Below are 15,772 nucleotides of genomic sequence, written 5' to 3'. Positions count from 1 at the left end.
GAGAAGTTTTCCTTATTTCACAGCGCCAAAAGTCAGGCCGCGGACAAGTTGTTTCTGGCTAAACCAGCCAAGGATCAGGATCGGTGCAATGGCCATTGTCGAAGCCGCGCTGAGCTTGGCAAAGAACAGGCCCTCGGGGCTGGAATAGCTGGCGATAAATGCGGTCAGCGGGGCCGCGTCAACGGCTGTCAGGTTGAGGGTCCAGAATGCCTCGTTCCAGGCAAGAATGAAGTTCAGCAAAACAGTCGAAGCGATGCCCGGTACAGCCATGGGTGTCAGGATGTGCAGGATTTCCTCTTTCAGCGTTGCCCCGTCCATCCGCGCGGCTTCAAGGATTTCACCGGGAATTTCGCGAAAGTAGGTGTAGAGCATCCAGACGATGATCGGCAAGTTGATCAGCATCAACACGACAACCAGTCCACCTCGTGTATCAAGCAGCCCCAGACGGATGAACAGCAGGTAGATCGGGTAAAGGACCCCGACTGCCGGCAACATCTTGGTAGAGAGCATCCAAAGCAGAATGTCCTTTGTACGTTTTGAAGGAACAAACGCCATTGCCCATGCTGCCGGTACGGCAATGATCACACCCAACAGGGTTGACCCGCCTGCGATGATGACTGAGTTCCAAAGGAAACGCATGTAGTTCGAGCGTTCCTGCACGACAGCATAGTTCTCGAGCGTCCAGTCGAAGTTCAGGAACAGTGGCGGGCTTGCGATGGCCTGTGCTTCGGTTTTGAAGCTGGTCAGGATGGTCCAGAGGATCGGGAAAAAGATCAGCAGACCGACGGCCCAGGCCAGGGCAGTGTTCAGCGACTTGCGTTGGATTGTAACGGTGCGGGCCATGGTTTTACCTCTTCACGCGTCCAGGTTCTTGCCGACGATGCGCATCAGGAAGACCGCAACGATATTGGCGAGAATGATCGCATAGACACCTCCGGCTGATCCGAGACCGACATTCTGGCTTTCCAAAACGCGCTGGAAGATCAGGTAGGTGAGTGTACGGGTGCCGAACGCGCCACCGGTGGTGACGAAAATCTCGGCAAAGATCGAAAGCAGAAAGATTGTCTGGATCAGGATTACGATTGTGATTGCACGGCTCAGGTGCGGCAGAATGATGTGGTAGAACCGCTTGAGCGGCGGTGCGCCATCCATTTCAGCGGCTTCCAGTTGCTCACTATCCAGCGACTGGATTGCGGTCAAAAGGATCAGTGTCGCAAATGGCAACCATTGCCACGACACGATCATGATAATCGAAGTCATTGAAGCTTCGGACAACCACGAGACCGGTTCAGCCCCGAAAAAGCGCCACAGATGGGCCAGCAACCCGTTGACCGGGTCCATAAACATGTTTTTCCAGACCAGAGCTGACACAGTCGGCATAACAAAGAATGGTGCAATAACGAGGATGCGCACCACCCCCTGGCCCCACATCGGTTGATCCAGAAGCATGGCGAGCAGGATGCCCAGTAGGACCGTAATCGCTAACACGCCGATAACAATGACAAGCGTTGCCTGTACCGCAGGCCAAAACGAACTGGACGAAACAAATCGGATATAGTTGTCGAAACCCACCCATCCGAGATCTCCGCCCCGCAAGGGAAGGTATTTCTTGAAGGAAAAATACAGGGTCATCGTCAGCGGCACGAGCATCCAGCCAAGCAGCAGCACCACTGCGGGTGCCATCATCAGGCGTGCAACTGATCTGGAATGTTGAGTTGCCATTGTGCAAGACCTCTCTGTTCAGGCGTAAGGCAGCCTGCGAGAAAAACACGAATTGTGGAAGTGGGAGCAGGGGACAGAAGGTCTGCCCCCCGCTGGGAAGGTTGCCTCAGTACCCTGCGGCTTCCATCTCTTCTGCTGTGAAGGCCTGCGCTTTGGCAAGCGCCTCATCCACCGTTTGCTGTCCGGCATAGACGGCCGAGAACTCCTGGCTGACTTGCGTGGCGATACCTGCAAATTCCGGAATTGCCGCAAACTGAACGCCAACATAAGGCACCGGCTTCACTGTCGGGTTGCTTGGATCGGCAGACAGGATCGAGTTCAACGTCATCTGAGCGAATGGAACTTCCTGATAGTTAGGGTTTTCGTACAGAGATTTGCGCGCACCCGGCGGCACGTTCGCCCAACCTTCGGCTGCGGCAACCAGTTCAATATAGTCCTTGGACGTGGCCCACTCGATGAATTGTTTGGCTGCATCCTGTTTTTGTGTGCCCGCTGGAATGGCCAGCGCCCAGGCCCAGAGCCAGTTGGACCGCTTGCCCAAACCGGTGTCTGGCGCAAGAGCAAAGCCAACGTGATCCGCCACTGTCGAGTCGTTGGGGTTGGTCACGAAAGAGGCTGCAACTGTCGCATCGATCCACATGCCGCACTTGCCCTGCTGGAACAGCGACAGGTTTTCATTGAAGCCGTTGGTGGCATATCCGGCCGGTCCGGATTCCGACATCATTCCAACGTAGAAATTCAGCGTTTCAGCCCATTCGGGCTGGTCGAATTGCGGCTTCCAGTCTTCGTCAAACCAACGTGCACCAAACGAGTTGGACATGGCCGTAATGAACGCACCACCTTCACCCCAACCTGCCTTACCACGCAGGCAGATGCCGTTGATGTCGTTGTCACGATCGGTCATGGCAGCCGCAGCTTCACGGATGAATTGCCATGTAGGTGCTTCGGGCATTTCCAGACCGGCCTTTTCCATCAGGTCGGTGCGGTACATGATCATCGAGCTTTCGCCATAAAACGGCGCAGCGTAAAGCGTGCCATCATGGCTCAACCCGCCTGCCATCGCAGGCAGCAGATCACCAACATCATATTCATCGGACAAACCGTCCAGCGGTACCAGCCAGCCGTTCGCGCCCCAGATCGGAGTTTCGTACATGCCGATGGTCATGATATCGAACTGACCGCCCTTGGTCGTGATGTCGGTGGTCACGCGCTGACGCAGTACGTTTTCTTCAAGCGTCACCCACTCGACATCGATGCCGGTCGCTTTAGAGAAATCGTCTGTGTAGCCCTGCATCCGGATCATGTCGCCATTGTTGACGGTCGCGATCGTGATGGTTTCCGCTTGGGCTGCTGCCGTAGCGACGAAAGTCAACGCAGTCGCCGCACGAAGTGCGTTCTTCAAATACATCCCTGTCCTCCCTGAGCTTGGATGCTGTACAGAGACCCTAGTTTATAAATTGTCGCGGCGTCAATAAAAACTTTACGCGCGTTAAGTTTTAATTCACGCAGATTCTCTTAAGACAAGCCGTGCCGGAAACAGAGTTTCCGTCCGATCATCAAATTTTCCCCCGCTTTCAATGAGTTCAAACAAGGTGTCCACACTGCATCCTGCCACGTTGTCATAATCATGCGCAGCTGTTGTCAGCGATGGGCACGTAAATTTTGCAAAGGGGTGGTCGTCATTTGATGCGACACGGAGTGAGCAATCTTCCTTTCGCCCAACCCGAATCCCCTGCTCATAACAGGCTGCCAGAAATCCGATCGCAAGGCGGTCATTGCTGCACAAAACCGAATTCGTCCTGAGAGCGCCTTTCTCCAACACCCTCAAAGCACCTTGATGCCCGATCTCTTCAAACGCCCAGCCTTCACCATCGATTTTAATGACATGGGGCTCGAACCCCAGACGCTCCATTACCTCGATATATGCCTTGCGTCGCTTGTTGGCGTTTGGGTTTGCTGGCGTGCGCATTTCAAAGAAAGACGGAGGTTCACCCGTCCGGGTCATGTATTCCACGGTTTGGGAAACAAAACTGAAATTGTCCGACCCTATAAAGGCGGCACCCAAACCTTCGAGGTTGCTGTCAAACAGAACTGTTGGCACCTCGGCGCAAAATTTCTCGATGTGAGCTCGGTCCGACCCGCGCCCCAAAGGAGCAAACAGTACTCCGGCCGGCTTGAGCGACCGCAGGCTGTCGAGTATTTCGTTCTCGAGTTCCTGCTCACCGTGCGAGCTGAAAAGAGATGGACGATACCCGGCGACAATACAGCTCTGCTCAAGGTATCTGGCCATCTCGGCAAAAAATGGATCGGCAAGATAGGGAACAACGATACCGATATTCTTGGTCAGCTTTCGGTTCTGGTTCACCGCATAGATATTTGGACGGTAATCGAACTTTTCCAATGCTTCTTCGATACGCGCCCGCGTAGAGGAACGAACGCTTTCCGGGTCGTGGAAATATTTGGAAACCGTTGGCCGAGAAATCCCGCTCAGGGCCGCGAACTCCTCCATATTTCTTATTTTTACCATACCTACCCGCTTGCGGAACTCTTTTGCTTTGACCTTACATCTTCTTTACGCGCGGCAATAAATCAATAGGCAGCGGTATCCGCGCGAATGGCCAGATGCGTGACACCAACGCCGACAGGCGAAAACCTCCTGATCACGTCGCGACGTTTTGGACTTGAGCCCAATATACCGCCCCTCAGCGCAGCCATCTTGGCAGTCAGGTCTGTTCAGGCTCATTTTGCTTCTTAGCAGTACCTGCTGCGACGTACTAGTAGTCGCCCTGAACACCATAAGAAGCGAAACCGGATAGCGTTTCGGAAATCTGTTCATCGGTCAGGATCACCGGACCGAGGGCCAGGGAAAGGTAATATTGACGGGCAATGGTTTCCAGCTCGACTGCGCGCCATATGGCCTTGTCCAGGTCCTCTCCCATGGCAATGGACCCATGATTTCCAAGCAGACAGGCGGTTCGCTCTTGCAGCGCTTCGATCGCCAGCTCCGACAGCTCGGGCGTGCCAAAGCGTGCATAGGGTGCGCAGCGAACATTGGGACCGCCGAAGGCCGCGACCATGTAATGCGCTGCCGGGATTTCTTTGTGTGCAATCGCCAGCGCCGTGCAATAGGTCGGATGTGCATGGACCACCGCGCCCATATCGGGGCGGGTCTTTAGAATGTCGAAGTGAAACCGCCATTCGGTCGAAGGTTTGAGCGGGCCATCCCAGGTCCCATACTCTCCATCAAATGGCATTGAGACGATCATCTCGGGGGTCAGCTTGTCATATGGCGTCGCCGAAGGTGTGATCAGCATCCGGTTCTCGTATCGGGCCGAGATATTGCCGGATGTTCCCTGGCTAAGACCACTGGAATTCAGAAAAAGGCATTTCTCGATAATCGCCTCACGGATTCTGCGTTCCTTGTCATCCATCTTGTGCTCCTGTCCTAGCGCCACCCGGCAGAATGGACCAGCCTTAGTTTTCAGAGGTCGCACCATCAGGCGACAAGCCCAACCTTGCAATTGCATTGTCCAAAGCCAACCCGAAAACCTGCGCCTGAGGTGACAGGACCTGGTCAGGCCGACGCATCAGGCCAACGGGCCCGCGTGTGATCGACGTATCAAACGGCAGCGCCACAAGGTGGCCATCGCTGATTTCATTGGCGACCACCCCCGCCGAGATGATCCAGATCGCATCGGTCTGCCGGGTATACACCCGCCCGAAAGCACCCGAGACAGTTTCCAGACGATCTTCGATTTCACCAATCCCGTGCGCGATCATGAGGCGATCCACCAAGGGCCGAATTGCCGATCCTTCAGGCGGGTAAAGCACTTGCCACTCGGTAATCCGCCTGAGATCGGGGGCTTTCAGCAGCGGGTGATCCGCGCGCACGACAAAGACGACCTTCTCCTCGTAAAGCTGGGTAAAGGAAATGCCCTGCATAGTTTCAGTGCGACCCAAACGCCCGATAACAAGCTCCAGGTCGCCCAGACGAAGACGCTCCATCAAATGGCCATGTGGGCCGTCGAAAACGCTCAGTCGGGCATTGCCCGCAAGTTCGGAAAACTCGGCGGCAACGGCTGGCATCAAACGGGCCGCAACCGAAGGCAGCACCCCGACCCGAAGGCTGGCCCTGCCCCGCGCCTCGATCTGTTCCACACCAGAAAAACCTTGCTGCAAAGCGGCCAGCGACATTTCGGCGAAATGCAGAAACACTTCACCCTGCCGCGTCAGAGAAACACCGGACCGGTTACGGGACAACAGCACAGTGCCCAGAATATCCTCAAGCTCCTTAAGTGTCTTGGATATCGCCGGTTGCGTGAGAAACAGCTTCTCTGCCGCAACTTTCAGGCTTTTCTCGCGACATATCTCAATAAAACATTGAATATGCCTAACTTTGATGCGGCGATCTATCATTACTTTCCAATTCCGGCAACTAAGTCCAAGCAGAACTCATTTTACATATCGAGAAATGGCGTTCAATTATTAGATACGCGAAATCAGGAGAGCCAACATGCGCGTTCAGGTCGCGATCATCGGCGGTGGACCTTCAGGTCTTTTGCTCAGCCAGTTGTTGCACCGCAAAGGCATAGACACCATCGTGTTAGAGCGCAAAACCAGAGAATATGTTCTGGGCCGCATTCGCGCCGGCATTCTGGAAACCGGTTTTGTGGAACTGATGCGCGAGGCCGGTGTAGCAGAGCGGATGGACAAGGAATGTTTTGTCCATGACGGCACGGTGATCTCGTATGGTGATATCGAATTCGGCATCAACTTTAAGAAGCTGACAGGCAGTCATGTGGTTGTTTACGGACAAACGGAAGTAACCCGTGATCTGTATGATGCGCGCGAGGCAATGGGCGGTAAGATCGTTTTCAACGCCGATGATGTTCAGATTCACGGGGCTGACAGTGATGCACCCTATGTGACGTATCAAGCGGATGGGACCGGACACCGGATTGATTGCGATTTTGTCGCCGGGTGCGACGGGTTTCATGGGGTGTCGCGTCAAACCATCCCGCTGACCGTGCGCCGGGAATATGAAAAGGTCTATCCGTTTGGCTGGCTGGGCGTTTTGTCCGAAACACCCCCGGTCCATAACGAACTAATATATGCCGGATCGGAACGCGGTTTTGCGCTTTGTTCCATGCGCAATGAGAACCTCAGCCGGTACTACATTCAATGCTCGCTGTCTGACAGTGCCGATGACTGGACTGATCAAGCCTTCTGGCAGGAACTGAAACGCAGGATCCCCGCGCAATATGCTGAGACACTGAATACCGGGCCATCGGTCGAAAAATCAATTGCGGCGCTGCGGTCTTTCGTGACCGAACCAATGCGCTGGGGCCGTTTGTTCCTGTGTGGGGATGCCGCGCATATCGTGCCCCCCACCGGGGCCAAGGGGCTTAACACAGCGGCAAGCGACATCCACTATCTGCACAACGCACTGCTGCAATTCTATGAAGACCACGACAGCGACGGCATCGACCGCTATTCCGAAAAAGCGCTGGCCCGGATCTGGAAGGCCGAGCGGTTCAGTTGGTCCACGACCAATCTGTTGCACCGTTTTCCGGAACAGAACGGCTTTGACCTGAAAATGCAGAAGGCTGACATTGATTTCCTGCGCGAAAACAAAGAGGCGCAATCGGTGTTTGCACAAAACTATGTCGGGCTGCCCTACTGATGCAGATTGCGGCGCTGGATAACATTCACCTGCATTGGCGTGAAGATGGCGATCCAGATGGCATGCCTGTGGTATTTGCCAACTCGCTGGGAACTGACCTGCGCCTTTGGGACAAAGTTTTGCCCTTACTGCCCAAGGGGCTGCGCCTGATCCGGTTCGATCTGCGTGGTCACGGCCTGTCGGAATGCCCTCAGGCGCTTTACAGCATGGCTGAGCTGGCGGATGACGCCGAGGCTTTGCTTGACCATATCGGGGTTCGCGACACGGTGTTTGTCGGCCTGTCGATTGGCGGGATGATCGGTCAGGCGCTGGCTTCGCGCAGACCGGACCAGATCCGCGCCCTTGTTCTGTCCAACACCGCCACGAAAATGGGGACGGCGCATATGTGGCGTGACCGGATGGGCGCGATCCGGTCGTCCGGCATCGAGCCTGTGGCAGACGCAATTCTGGACCGTTGGTTTGCGGCGGGTTTCAGGGCAACCGATAACGTGCTGCTTTGGCGCAACATGCTGGTACGTACACCTGTTTCTGGGTACCTGGGATGCTGCAACGCGATTGCAGATGCTGAACTTGAACCCATGACCCGGGCGCTGCGATTGCCGGTTCTGGCCGTTGCCGGATCAGATGACCGCGCCTGCCCGCCCGAACTGGTCCGGCAGACCTGTGCTATGATCCCCGGGGCGCGCTATGCCGAAATACCCAACACCGGGCACCTGCCATGTGTGGAAGCCCCCGCCATCTATGCTGAACACTTGTCCGCCTTCCTGATGGAGAACCGCAATGAGTGACAAATACGAGTCCGGTATGCGAGTGCGGCGCAGAATTTTGGGCGATGCCCATGTGGATCGCGCCGAAGACGCCAAGTCTGATTTGGACGGTCCATTTCAGACGCTGATCACCGAAGGCGCGTGGGGCACCGTCTGGGCCTCGGACGGGATCAGCGACCGTGAGAGATCCATGCTGACGCTGGCTTTGCTGGCTGCGTTGGGCAATTTCGAAGAAATCCCGATGCATATCCGCGCCACAGTCCGTACCGGCGCCAGCAAGCAGGATGTACTTGAAGCGTTTCAGCACGTCGCAATTTACGCGGGCGTGCCACGCGCCAATCAGGCCCTCAAACTGGCAAAACTGACCTATGATCAAATGGAACAGGACTGAATGGGAAACGCGCAGAAACCCGAGTCAGACAAAAAGGAAGTGTGATCCGACAATGTTGAAACAAGGTGATTTCTACCAGCGTGACCGCGAGTGGCACCCACCTGCGCTGACACCCGACTACAAGACCAGCGTGACCCGTTCACCGCAATATTCGCTGATCTCGCTGCAAAACTCAATCAGTGAGGTCACCGGCCCGGTTTTTGGCGACAACGATGTTGACCCTCTGGATAACGACCTGATCTCGAACTATGCGCAACCCGGAAAAAGCCCGATTGGCGAGCGTATCATTCTACACGGCAGGGTGCTGGATGAAAACGGACGCGCGGTGCCAAACACGTTGGTGGAGATCTGGCAGGCGAATGCAGGTGGGCGCTATCGTCACAAGAAAGATACCTATCTGGCACCGATCGATCCCAATTTCGGTGGTTGCGGCCGCACCCTGACAGATGAAAACGGGTATTATTTCTTCCGCACCGTAAAACCCGGGGCCTACCCCTGGCGCAATTGGGTGAACAGCTGGCGTCCCGCCCATATCCACATGTCGATATTCGGAACAGGTTTTGCGCAACGCCTGATCACACAATGCTATTTCGAAGGCGACCCGCTGATCGACAGGTGTCCGATCGTGAAAACTATTCCTGACGCCGATGCGATCAGCCGCCTGATTTCGCGGCTCGACATGAATTCAACGATCCCACTGGATACCATCGCCTATAAATTCGACGTGGTTTTGCGCGGTCGGCGCTCGACCCTGTTTGAAAACCGTCTGGAGGGGAACTGAAGATGCAACAGCTTAATTATCTGAAGGAAACCCCCTCGCAAACAGCTGGGCCTTACGTCCATATCGGCCTGGCACCCGGGGCCGCCGGATTCGAAATCTACAGGCAGGAATTGGGCTGGGACATAGCCGGACCAAATGCCGAGGGTGAGCGTATTAGGGTCGAAGGACTGGTCGTGGACGGGGCAGGATCTCCCATCAAGGATGTTCTGCTTGAGGCTTGGCAAGCAAATGCCAAGGGCGTCTATGCCCATCCTGAGGGCGGCGGCGATGTCGAAGACGGCTTTCGCGGCTGGGGACGCGTCATCACCAACTTTGAAACCGGCGAATGGGCGTTCGACACAGTCAAACCCGGTCCGACACCGGGACGAAACGTGGGCCAGCAGGCCCCTCATATCAACCTTTGGATTGTTGCCCGGGGCATCAATGTCGGCCTGAATACGCGTATCTATTTCGAGGACGAGGAAGAGGCCAATAGCAAGGACCCGGTCCTTAATCTCATCGAATGGGAACGCCGCCGCGCAACGCTGCTGGCCAAACGCACCAATCGGGACGGTCAAGTTGTCTATCGCTTCGATATCAAGATACAAGGCGAAGATGAGACCGTCTTTTTTGATATCTGATTACTTGGTGCTGCCTTGCCAAGGCGGCACTCATTTCAGGAAGTCACCATGACCAAACCCTGCATTATCTGCGTGGCTATCACCGGTTCCCTGCCCACCAAAAAGAACAACCCCGCGGTGCCGATCTCGGTTGCGGAACAGGTCGAAAGCACGCAAGAGGCGTTCGAGGCCGGGGCCAGCATCGTCCACGCCCATGTTCGCAACGATGATCAGACGCCCAGCAGCGACCCCGAGAAATTCGCCCTCCTCAAAGAGGGTTTGCAAAAACACTGCCCCGGAATGATTATCCAGTTCTCTACCGGTGGGCGGTCAGGCGCCGGTCAGGCAAGGGGCGGAATGCTGCCCCTGTCACCTGACATGGCGTCGCTGTCGGTTGGATCGAACAACTTTCCCACCCGGGTTTATGAAAATCCACCCGATCTGGTGGACTGGCTGTCAGCCGAGATGCGAAAATACGAAGTCACACCCGAGATCGAGGCGTTTGACCTGTCCCACATCCTGCAAGCGATCAGATTGCACAAGGAAGGCAAGCTTTATGGCAAGCTGTATGTTCAGTTTGTCATGGGTGTCAAAAACGCGATGCCGGTCGACAGGGCCGTATTCGACTTTTACGTGAAGTCCATGCAGGATCGCGTACCGGATGCCGAATGGTGTGCCGCCGGGATCGGTCCAAACCAGATTGTGGTAAATGATTGGGCCATTGCTGCGGGCGGACACACGCGGACAGGTTTGGAAGACAATGTCCGGCTGGATCGGAATACACTAGCGCCTTCGAACGCTGCGCTGGTCAATCGCGTGACCGAGCTATGCGCAAAGCACGAACGTCCGGTCGCCACCTGGCAACAGGCCCGCGAGATTTTGGCTCTTTGAGCGCAGGGAGGAATGATGCCATGACGATTGATATCCGCTCGCTTCATTTCAAAGGCCACACATAAGATGGAACAGCTTTCCACTCATCCCTGGCTCAGCGGGCTGTTTGAGGACCCACAGACCTCAGAGTTGCTGGGTGCAGAGGCTCAGCTGAGACACATGCTGGCCGTCGAGGCCGCATATTCAGAGGCTTTGGCGGCGGTCGGCACCGTACCACCAGAGGTGGCGGAAACCGCGGCAAAACTTATCCGACAACACCGTCCCGACATGCAGGCGCTGCGCGACGGGACGGCATTGGATGGCGTTGTGGTGCCCGCGCTGGTGCGGTCGCTCAAAGCGGCATTGCCTGAACATTGCCACGTCGCGCTGCATAAGGGGATGACGTCGCAGGATGTTGTCGACACCGCTCTGGTTTTGTCAATCAAGGACATTCTGGAGGTGTTTTCGGCCCGTCTTTCTGACCTGATGGATGCGCTTGTGGCGTTGGAACAGGCATATGGCGAACACGTGATGATGGGGCGAACCCGAATGCAGGCGGCATTGCAGATTTCTGTTGCCACGCGCCTGCGAAACTGGCGGTTGCCATTGGCCGATCACCAGAAACGCCTGACCGAATTGCAACCCAGATTGCTTGTGCTGCAACTTGGCGGCGCCGTTGGCGACCGCGCCGGGATGCACGGGTCCGGACAGGTAATCGCAGATCATGTGGCCCGTGGGCTTGGCCTGGCCAGCTGTGATGCAAACTGGCATACCCGCCGGGACAATCTTGCAGAGTTTGCCTCATGGCTTTCATTGATAACCGGATCGCTGGGAAAGATCGGTCAGGACGTGTCGCTCATGGCCCAGCAGGGGGTGGACGAGGTTTCGCTGGCAGGTGGCGGCGGATCTTCGGCGATGCCTCACAAGCGCAACCCGGTCCGCGCGGAACTGCTGGTCGCACTTGCTCGTTTCAACGCAACCCAACTTTCGGGCATGCATCAGGCGCTGGTGCACGAGCAGGAACGTTCCGGCGTTGCCTGGACGCTGGAATGGATGATCCTGCCCCAGATGATCCTGGCAACGGGGCAGGCTCTGATCAGCTGTGGTACGTTAGTGCAACAGATCGAACGGATAGGCATGGTGGAGTGACTGCACTGGCCTCTGAGCCCGACGTTATTCAGGCGCGACACTGACTTGGCGTCGCAGGTTGTGTCACTTGTTTCCCATCGTGTTTCCTCCGTTTTCCCAATCCCAACGACGGGCCACTTCAGTAGCGAAGGATCAGTGACGGTGCGGGCAACCTAAAGTCGCCGAAGAACCGAGAACAGGCGGCGTTCCTGATCAAGGTGATGGCCGAGGATCGCCCTGACGATCTGTCGCTGGCCTATTTCACGGCCAAGGAAGTCAGCCTACGTTGGACGGAACATATCGGAATTTCGTTGACGCGGATATCAGGACAGCTGCCATTTTGGAGTGCCAGAGTATGTCAGATGTCGCCGACAATATTGATGCGGCCCACGCGTTATGCAAGCGACGCAATCCCGCCACTCCACACAGCTTTGTGGTAAATAATAGGAAAAAACGTCCGTTCCCAAAGGCCAATCACTCATCAAAAGCTTGAAACTGATCTGCGGCGATTACTGTCTTTGCCCGACCTATGACGCCTTCAAATTTTGGCGCAGGCTTCCGCTCGGTTATCAGGAAGTCACTTGCCGAAAGAGCCGGAAGACGCAAGGCCGGTTTGGGTTCGGATGCCTGAAACTTGGTCGAGTCCACTGCCATGAAACATCGTTCGCTGATCGCCTTCATTGCGACCGCAATATCGACTTCGCATTGTTCGAACACCAAAAAACCCTGTTTCGGATCCACACGTGACGCCGACAGGATTGAGTACTCCACCGACATATTTGCAATAACGTCAAAGGCCGCGCGGTCGAACGCTGCCCCGTCATGATTTCGAAGCTGTGTGCCCGCCATAAAGACCCGGTTGCCGTTCCCCATGGCCAAAGTTGTTGCGATGAACGCTGAATTCGTCACCACGGTAAGATCTCTGCGCGCCTTGAGGGCTTGGGCCACAAAACCCGACGTAGATCCCGTATCGATAGCAATGGACGCGTTATCTGGTACAAGGTTCAATATTGACTTGGCAATGGCGACTTTCGCTGCGCGGTTGGTTGTCATACGCGCGATGAAAGGGGGATCCAGAACCTTTTGGGTGCTGATCAACGCGCCGTGAACCTTGTCGATTTGCCCCGCATCCACCAACGGCTTTACAATTCGACGGATTGTCTGATCGGAAACGTTAAGCCTCTGCGCCAGGTCCATGACCGAGATTCGGCCATGCATGTTAACCGCGCTCAGGATGTCCTTCTCGTATTTTGACATTCAGTCACTCGGATGTTGGACTTTAACAGGATAAATTGTAGTTACCCCCTTAAATCAACAGATTTCAACACTCTTGTTTAATTTTTGTTGATTTATATTGGCCGATACGGTGATCTGGCACCCAATTTGTCGACAGGGGCGAGGCCATGACAACCCATTCTGCAAAACACCTTATTATTGGCGGCGGCATCATCGGATGCTCAATCGCTTATCATCTGGCCCAGGCAGGTGAGACGGATGTCGTCCTTCTGGAAAAGGCATCTCTGACAGAGGGGGCAACATGGCACGCTGCCGGGCTGGTTGGGCAATTGCGATCTTCCCGCAATACAACCCGGATGCTGAAACGTTCGGTCGCGCTCTATGACCGGCTGGCCGACGAGACTGGTATGGAATTCGACTGGAAGAAAGTCGGCAGCTTGCGGCTGGCGGCAACCAAGGAACGGTTGCTGGAGGCAAAACGCTTGGCAACGATGGCACGCAGTTTTGACCTGGAGATGGAAATCATCTCACCAGCCGAAGCGAAAGCCCTGTTTCCCTATATCGATGCCGACGGGTTAGAGGGGGCCGCCTTTATTCCGTCGGACGGCCACGTTGACCCCGCTGGCCTGTGTCTGGCGATTGCAGCCGGTGCGCGTAACCACGGCGCACAGATCAGGCAGGGGGTGAAGGTTGAGGATTTCGAAATCCGCAATGGTCGCATAACCAAAGTGATGACAACCAACGGCGACTATGAGGCGGAAACCGTTGTGCTGGCCTCGGGCATGTGGAGCCGTGAACTGGCGGCAAAACTGGGCGTCGTGGTGCCAGCCTGCGCTGTCGAGCACCAATATGTCGTAACAGAACCGTTACCAGAGCCGGAATTGGTCAAGGGCCTGCCCACACTGCGCGACCCCGAGTGTCTGGTCTATTACAAGCCCGATGCTGGCGGGCGTCTGGTCATCGGAGGTTACGAAGACGACACATTACCATTTGGAGAACGGGGCATTCCCGGAGAGTTTGTGCGCCAGTTGCTGCCTGACAATCTTGACCGTTTCGCGCCGCTGGCTGAACTTGCCGGTGTCGTCACCCCTGTCGTGAACCAGGTCGGAATCCGGCAAATCATCAATGGACCGATCCCCTATTCCGCCGATGGTGATTTTGTCATGGGCTGGGCCCCTGAGATCAAGAACTTGATGCTTTCGACCGGGTTCCTCTACGGCATTGCGGCTGGCGGGGGCGCGGGGGAAATGATCGCGGAATGGATTCTGAACGGGCGCCCAAGCCTGGATCTTTGGCCATTGGACGTGCGGCGGTTTAGCCCACATCATGCGACCAAGGCCTTTATGTATCCCCGAGCCGTCGAACATTACGCACATCACTACAAGATGCGCTATCCGGGCCAGGAGGCCGAGACCGCACGTAATTTGCGCTTGTCTCCACTATATAACCGATTGAAAGAACACGGGGCGGTTTATGGATCGAAGAACGGGTGGGAACGGCCTTTGTGGTTTGCCCCAGCTGGGGTCGCCCCAGTGGATCAGCTCGATTTCCTCAATCCCGGTTGGCATGTCTTCGCGGCCGAAGAACACCGCGCTGCCCGCGAAAGTGTCGTTCTGATCGACCAGTCGAGCTTTTCCAAGTTCGAGCTGATCGGCTCTGGCGCGTTGGGTGTGTTGCAACACCTGGCGGTCTCAAACATGGACAAGCCGGATGGCAGCGTAATCTATACCCAACTTTGTAACGACAAAGGCGGCGTCGAGGCGGATGTCACCATCACCCGCCTGGGGCGCGACCATTTCTATATCGTGACCGGCGCTGGATTCGGGGTTCACGATTCCGACTGGATCCGACGTCATCTGCCGGAAGACGGATCAGCACATTTAATCGAGGTTACCTCTTCCCGCGCGGTGATCAACATGTGCGGGCCAAAAGCGCGCGACGTCCTGCAGACGGTAACCGAAGAGGATATCTCAAACGCTGCGTTTCCCTTTGCAACAGCGCGCGACATTACAGTCGGAGCAGCAAGAGTGCGTGCAGTGCGCATAGGCTATACCGGCGAGTTGGGCTGGGAACTGCACATCCCAACCGAATTTGCACTTCATGTCTATGATCAGCTTTGGAAGGCCGGGCACGCCCATGGCATCCGCGATATCGGCTACCGGGCCATTGACTCGCTGCGCCTGGAAAAGGGGTATCTTTACTGGAGCACCGACATCACCCCGGACTATACACCTGTAGAAGCGGGCCTGGGCTCTCGCGTCCACCTGAAATCGAAGGAAAGTTTCCTAGGGCGCGATGTGCTGGAGGACCAGAAATCCAATGGCACGGCACAGATACTCTGTACCTTCGTGACCGAAGAAAAACTGCCGATGACCGGGGGAGAAACCATCCTGCACAATGGCGTAACCGTTTCGCGCGCCAGCAGCGGTGGTTATGGGTACCACGTCGGGAAAACGATCATCTACGGCTATCTTCCGGTGGCGATGACGGACCAGACGGAATTCGAACTCGAACTGTTCGGTGACCGCAAACAAATCTGCCGGGTGGACGGGCCTCTGTTCGACCCGGCCAATGAACGGCTAAAAGCCTGAGGGG

15 protein-coding genes are annotated in these 15,772 nt (G+C 55.9%); 8 read left to right on the top strand and 7 right to left on the bottom strand.

Features of this window, described 5'->3' with window-relative positions:
* Positions 1-12: 12 nt before the first annotated feature.
* From ACR0CE_RS17200 to pcaQ, 6 genes are all read right to left on the bottom strand, one after another.
* A complete protein-coding gene (locus tag ACR0CE_RS17200; RefSeq protein WP_209506825.1) occupies positions 13-843 on the bottom strand; it encodes a carbohydrate ABC transporter permease in 831 nt (276 codons plus the stop codon).
* A 12-nt stretch (positions 844-855) separates the two neighbouring features.
* The gene (locus ACR0CE_RS17195) at positions 856-1,722 is read right to left on the bottom strand and encodes a carbohydrate ABC transporter permease (protein ID WP_480488815.1); all 867 of its coding nucleotides are present in this window, start codon (positions 1,720-1,722) and stop codon (positions 856-858) included.
* 106 nt (positions 1,723-1,828) lie between these two features.
* The gene (locus ACR0CE_RS17190) at positions 1,829-3,130 is read right to left on the bottom strand and encodes an ABC transporter substrate-binding protein (protein WP_480484636.1); all 1,302 of its coding nucleotides are present in this window, start codon (positions 3,128-3,130) and stop codon (positions 1,829-1,831) included.
* A 93-nt stretch (positions 3,131-3,223) separates the two neighbouring features.
* Positions 3,224-4,249, bottom strand: a complete 1,026-nt coding sequence (locus tag ACR0CE_RS17185; protein WP_480833298.1) for a LacI family DNA-binding transcriptional regulator — start codon at positions 4,247-4,249, stop codon at positions 3,224-3,226.
* 247 nt (positions 4,250-4,496) lie between these two features.
* Complete coding sequence (locus tag ACR0CE_RS17180) at positions 4,497-5,153, bottom strand: class II aldolase/adducin family protein (protein ID WP_480588719.1); 657 nt, start codon at positions 5,151-5,153, stop codon at positions 4,497-4,499.
* A gap of 43 nt (positions 5,154-5,196) precedes the next feature.
* The gene (gene pcaQ / locus ACR0CE_RS17175; RefSeq protein WP_480833297.1) at positions 5,197-6,138 is read right to left on the bottom strand and encodes a pca operon transcription factor PcaQ; all 942 of its coding nucleotides are present in this window, start codon (positions 6,136-6,138) and stop codon (positions 5,197-5,199) included.
* 97 nt (positions 6,139-6,235) lie between these two features.
* Here pcaQ and pobA point away from each other — a divergent pair, with 97 nt between their 5' ends.
* The 7 genes from pobA to ACR0CE_RS17140 all read left to right on the top strand — a co-directional run bounded on the left by pobA (position 6,236) and on the right by ACR0CE_RS17140 (position 11,962).
* Positions 6,236-7,405 carry a 4-hydroxybenzoate 3-monooxygenase gene (gene pobA / locus ACR0CE_RS17170; protein WP_480833296.1) on the top strand — a complete coding sequence of 390 codons (1,170 nt, stop codon included), beginning with the start codon at positions 6,236-6,238 and terminating at the stop codon, positions 7,403-7,405.
* Positions 7,405-8,193 (top strand): 3-oxoadipate enol-lactonase, encoded by a 789-nt coding sequence (gene pcaD, locus ACR0CE_RS17165; protein WP_480833295.1) that lies wholly within the window; start codon positions 7,405-7,407, stop codon positions 8,191-8,193. Before pobA ends, pcaD begins: the two co-directional genes overlap by 1 nt.
* Positions 8,186-8,563: a 4-carboxymuconolactone decarboxylase gene (pcaC, locus tag ACR0CE_RS17160; protein WP_480508248.1), complete on the top strand. Its 378-nt coding sequence runs from the start codon at positions 8,186-8,188 to the stop codon at positions 8,561-8,563. The genes pcaD and pcaC overlap by 8 nt, the downstream gene beginning before the upstream one ends.
* A gap of 52 nt (positions 8,564-8,615) precedes the next feature.
* A complete protein-coding gene (pcaH, locus tag ACR0CE_RS17155; protein WP_480508246.1) occupies positions 8,616-9,344 on the top strand; it encodes a protocatechuate 3,4-dioxygenase subunit beta in 729 nt (242 codons plus the stop codon).
* Between the two features lie 2 nt (positions 9,345-9,346).
* Positions 9,347-9,964 carry a protocatechuate 3,4-dioxygenase subunit alpha gene (gene pcaG, locus ACR0CE_RS17150; protein ID WP_480833294.1) on the top strand — a complete coding sequence of 206 codons (618 nt, stop codon included), beginning with the start codon at positions 9,347-9,349 and terminating at the stop codon, positions 9,962-9,964.
* Positions 9,965-10,012: 48 nt separating this feature from the next.
* On the top strand, positions 10,013-10,834 hold the full coding sequence (locus tag ACR0CE_RS17145; protein ID WP_480774349.1) for a 3-oxoadipate:acetyl-CoA acetyltransferase: 822 nt from the start codon (positions 10,013-10,015) through the stop codon (positions 10,832-10,834).
* A gap of 66 nt (positions 10,835-10,900) precedes the next feature.
* Positions 10,901-11,962 (top strand): 3-carboxy-cis,cis-muconate cycloisomerase, encoded by a 1,062-nt coding sequence (locus ACR0CE_RS17140; RefSeq protein ID WP_480547480.1) that lies wholly within the window; start codon positions 10,901-10,903, stop codon positions 11,960-11,962.
* A 453-nt stretch (positions 11,963-12,415) separates the two neighbouring features.
* Here ACR0CE_RS17140 and ACR0CE_RS17135 read toward each other — a convergent pair whose 3' ends face one another.
* Positions 12,416-13,198, bottom strand: coding sequence for a DeoR/GlpR family DNA-binding transcription regulator (locus ACR0CE_RS17135; protein ID WP_480488793.1), 783 nt, complete (start codon positions 13,196-13,198; stop codon positions 12,416-12,418).
* 146 nt (positions 13,199-13,344) lie between these two features.
* Here ACR0CE_RS17135 and ACR0CE_RS17130 point away from each other — a divergent pair, with 146 nt between their 5' ends.
* On the top strand, positions 13,345-15,768 hold the full coding sequence (locus ACR0CE_RS17130; protein WP_480833293.1) for a GcvT family protein: 2,424 nt from the start codon (positions 13,345-13,347) through the stop codon (positions 15,766-15,768).
* Positions 15,769-15,772: the final 4 nt, after the last annotated feature.

The sequence above is a fragment of the Ruegeria sp. L11 genome (assembly GCF_056531755.1).
Note: the sequence above shows the minus strand (reverse complement) of the source record. Positions and strands in the feature narration are given on the sequence as shown.

Excerpts from the sequence above, each read along its gene's own strand:
- pcaH (WP_480508246.1), top strand. The coding sequence starts at position 8,616 with ATGTTGAAACAAGGTGATTTCTACCAGCGTGACCGCGAGTGGCACCCA.
- ACR0CE_RS17185 (WP_480833298.1), bottom strand. The coding sequence starts at position 4,249 with ATGGTAAAAATAAGAAATATGGAGGAGTTCGCGGCCCTGAGCGGGATT.
- ACR0CE_RS17200 (WP_209506825.1), bottom strand. The coding sequence starts at position 843 with ATGGCCCGCACCGTTACAATCCAACGCAAGTCGCTGAACACTGCCCTG.
- pcaQ (WP_480833297.1), bottom strand. The coding sequence starts at position 6,138 with ATGATAGATCGCCGCATCAAAGTTAGGCATATTCAATGTTTTATTGAG.
- ACR0CE_RS17130 (WP_480833293.1), top strand. The coding sequence starts at position 13,345 with ATGACAACCCATTCTGCAAAACACCTTATTATTGGCGGCGGCATCATC.
- ACR0CE_RS17145 (WP_480774349.1), top strand. The coding sequence starts at position 10,013 with ATGACCAAACCCTGCATTATCTGCGTGGCTATCACCGGTTCCCTGCCC.
- ACR0CE_RS17195 (WP_480488815.1), bottom strand. The coding sequence starts at position 1,722 with ATGGCAACTCAACATTCCAGATCAGTTGCACGCCTGATGATGGCACCC.
- pobA (WP_480833296.1), top strand. The coding sequence starts at position 6,236 with ATGCGCGTTCAGGTCGCGATCATCGGCGGTGGACCTTCAGGTCTTTTG.
- ACR0CE_RS17190 (WP_480484636.1), bottom strand. The coding sequence starts at position 3,130 with ATGTATTTGAAGAACGCACTTCGTGCGGCGACTGCGTTGACTTTCGTC.
- pcaG (WP_480833294.1), top strand. The coding sequence starts at position 9,347 with ATGCAACAGCTTAATTATCTGAAGGAAACCCCCTCGCAAACAGCTGGG.
- ACR0CE_RS17180 (WP_480588719.1), bottom strand. The coding sequence starts at position 5,153 with ATGGATGACAAGGAACGCAGAATCCGTGAGGCGATTATCGAGAAATGC.
- ACR0CE_RS17140 (WP_480547480.1), top strand. The coding sequence starts at position 10,901 with ATGGAACAGCTTTCCACTCATCCCTGGCTCAGCGGGCTGTTTGAGGAC.
- pcaC (WP_480508248.1), top strand. The coding sequence starts at position 8,186 with ATGAGTGACAAATACGAGTCCGGTATGCGAGTGCGGCGCAGAATTTTG.
- ACR0CE_RS17135 (WP_480488793.1), bottom strand. The coding sequence starts at position 13,198 with ATGTCAAAATACGAGAAGGACATCCTGAGCGCGGTTAACATGCATGGC.
- pcaD (WP_480833295.1), top strand. The coding sequence starts at position 7,405 with ATGCAGATTGCGGCGCTGGATAACATTCACCTGCATTGGCGTGAAGAT.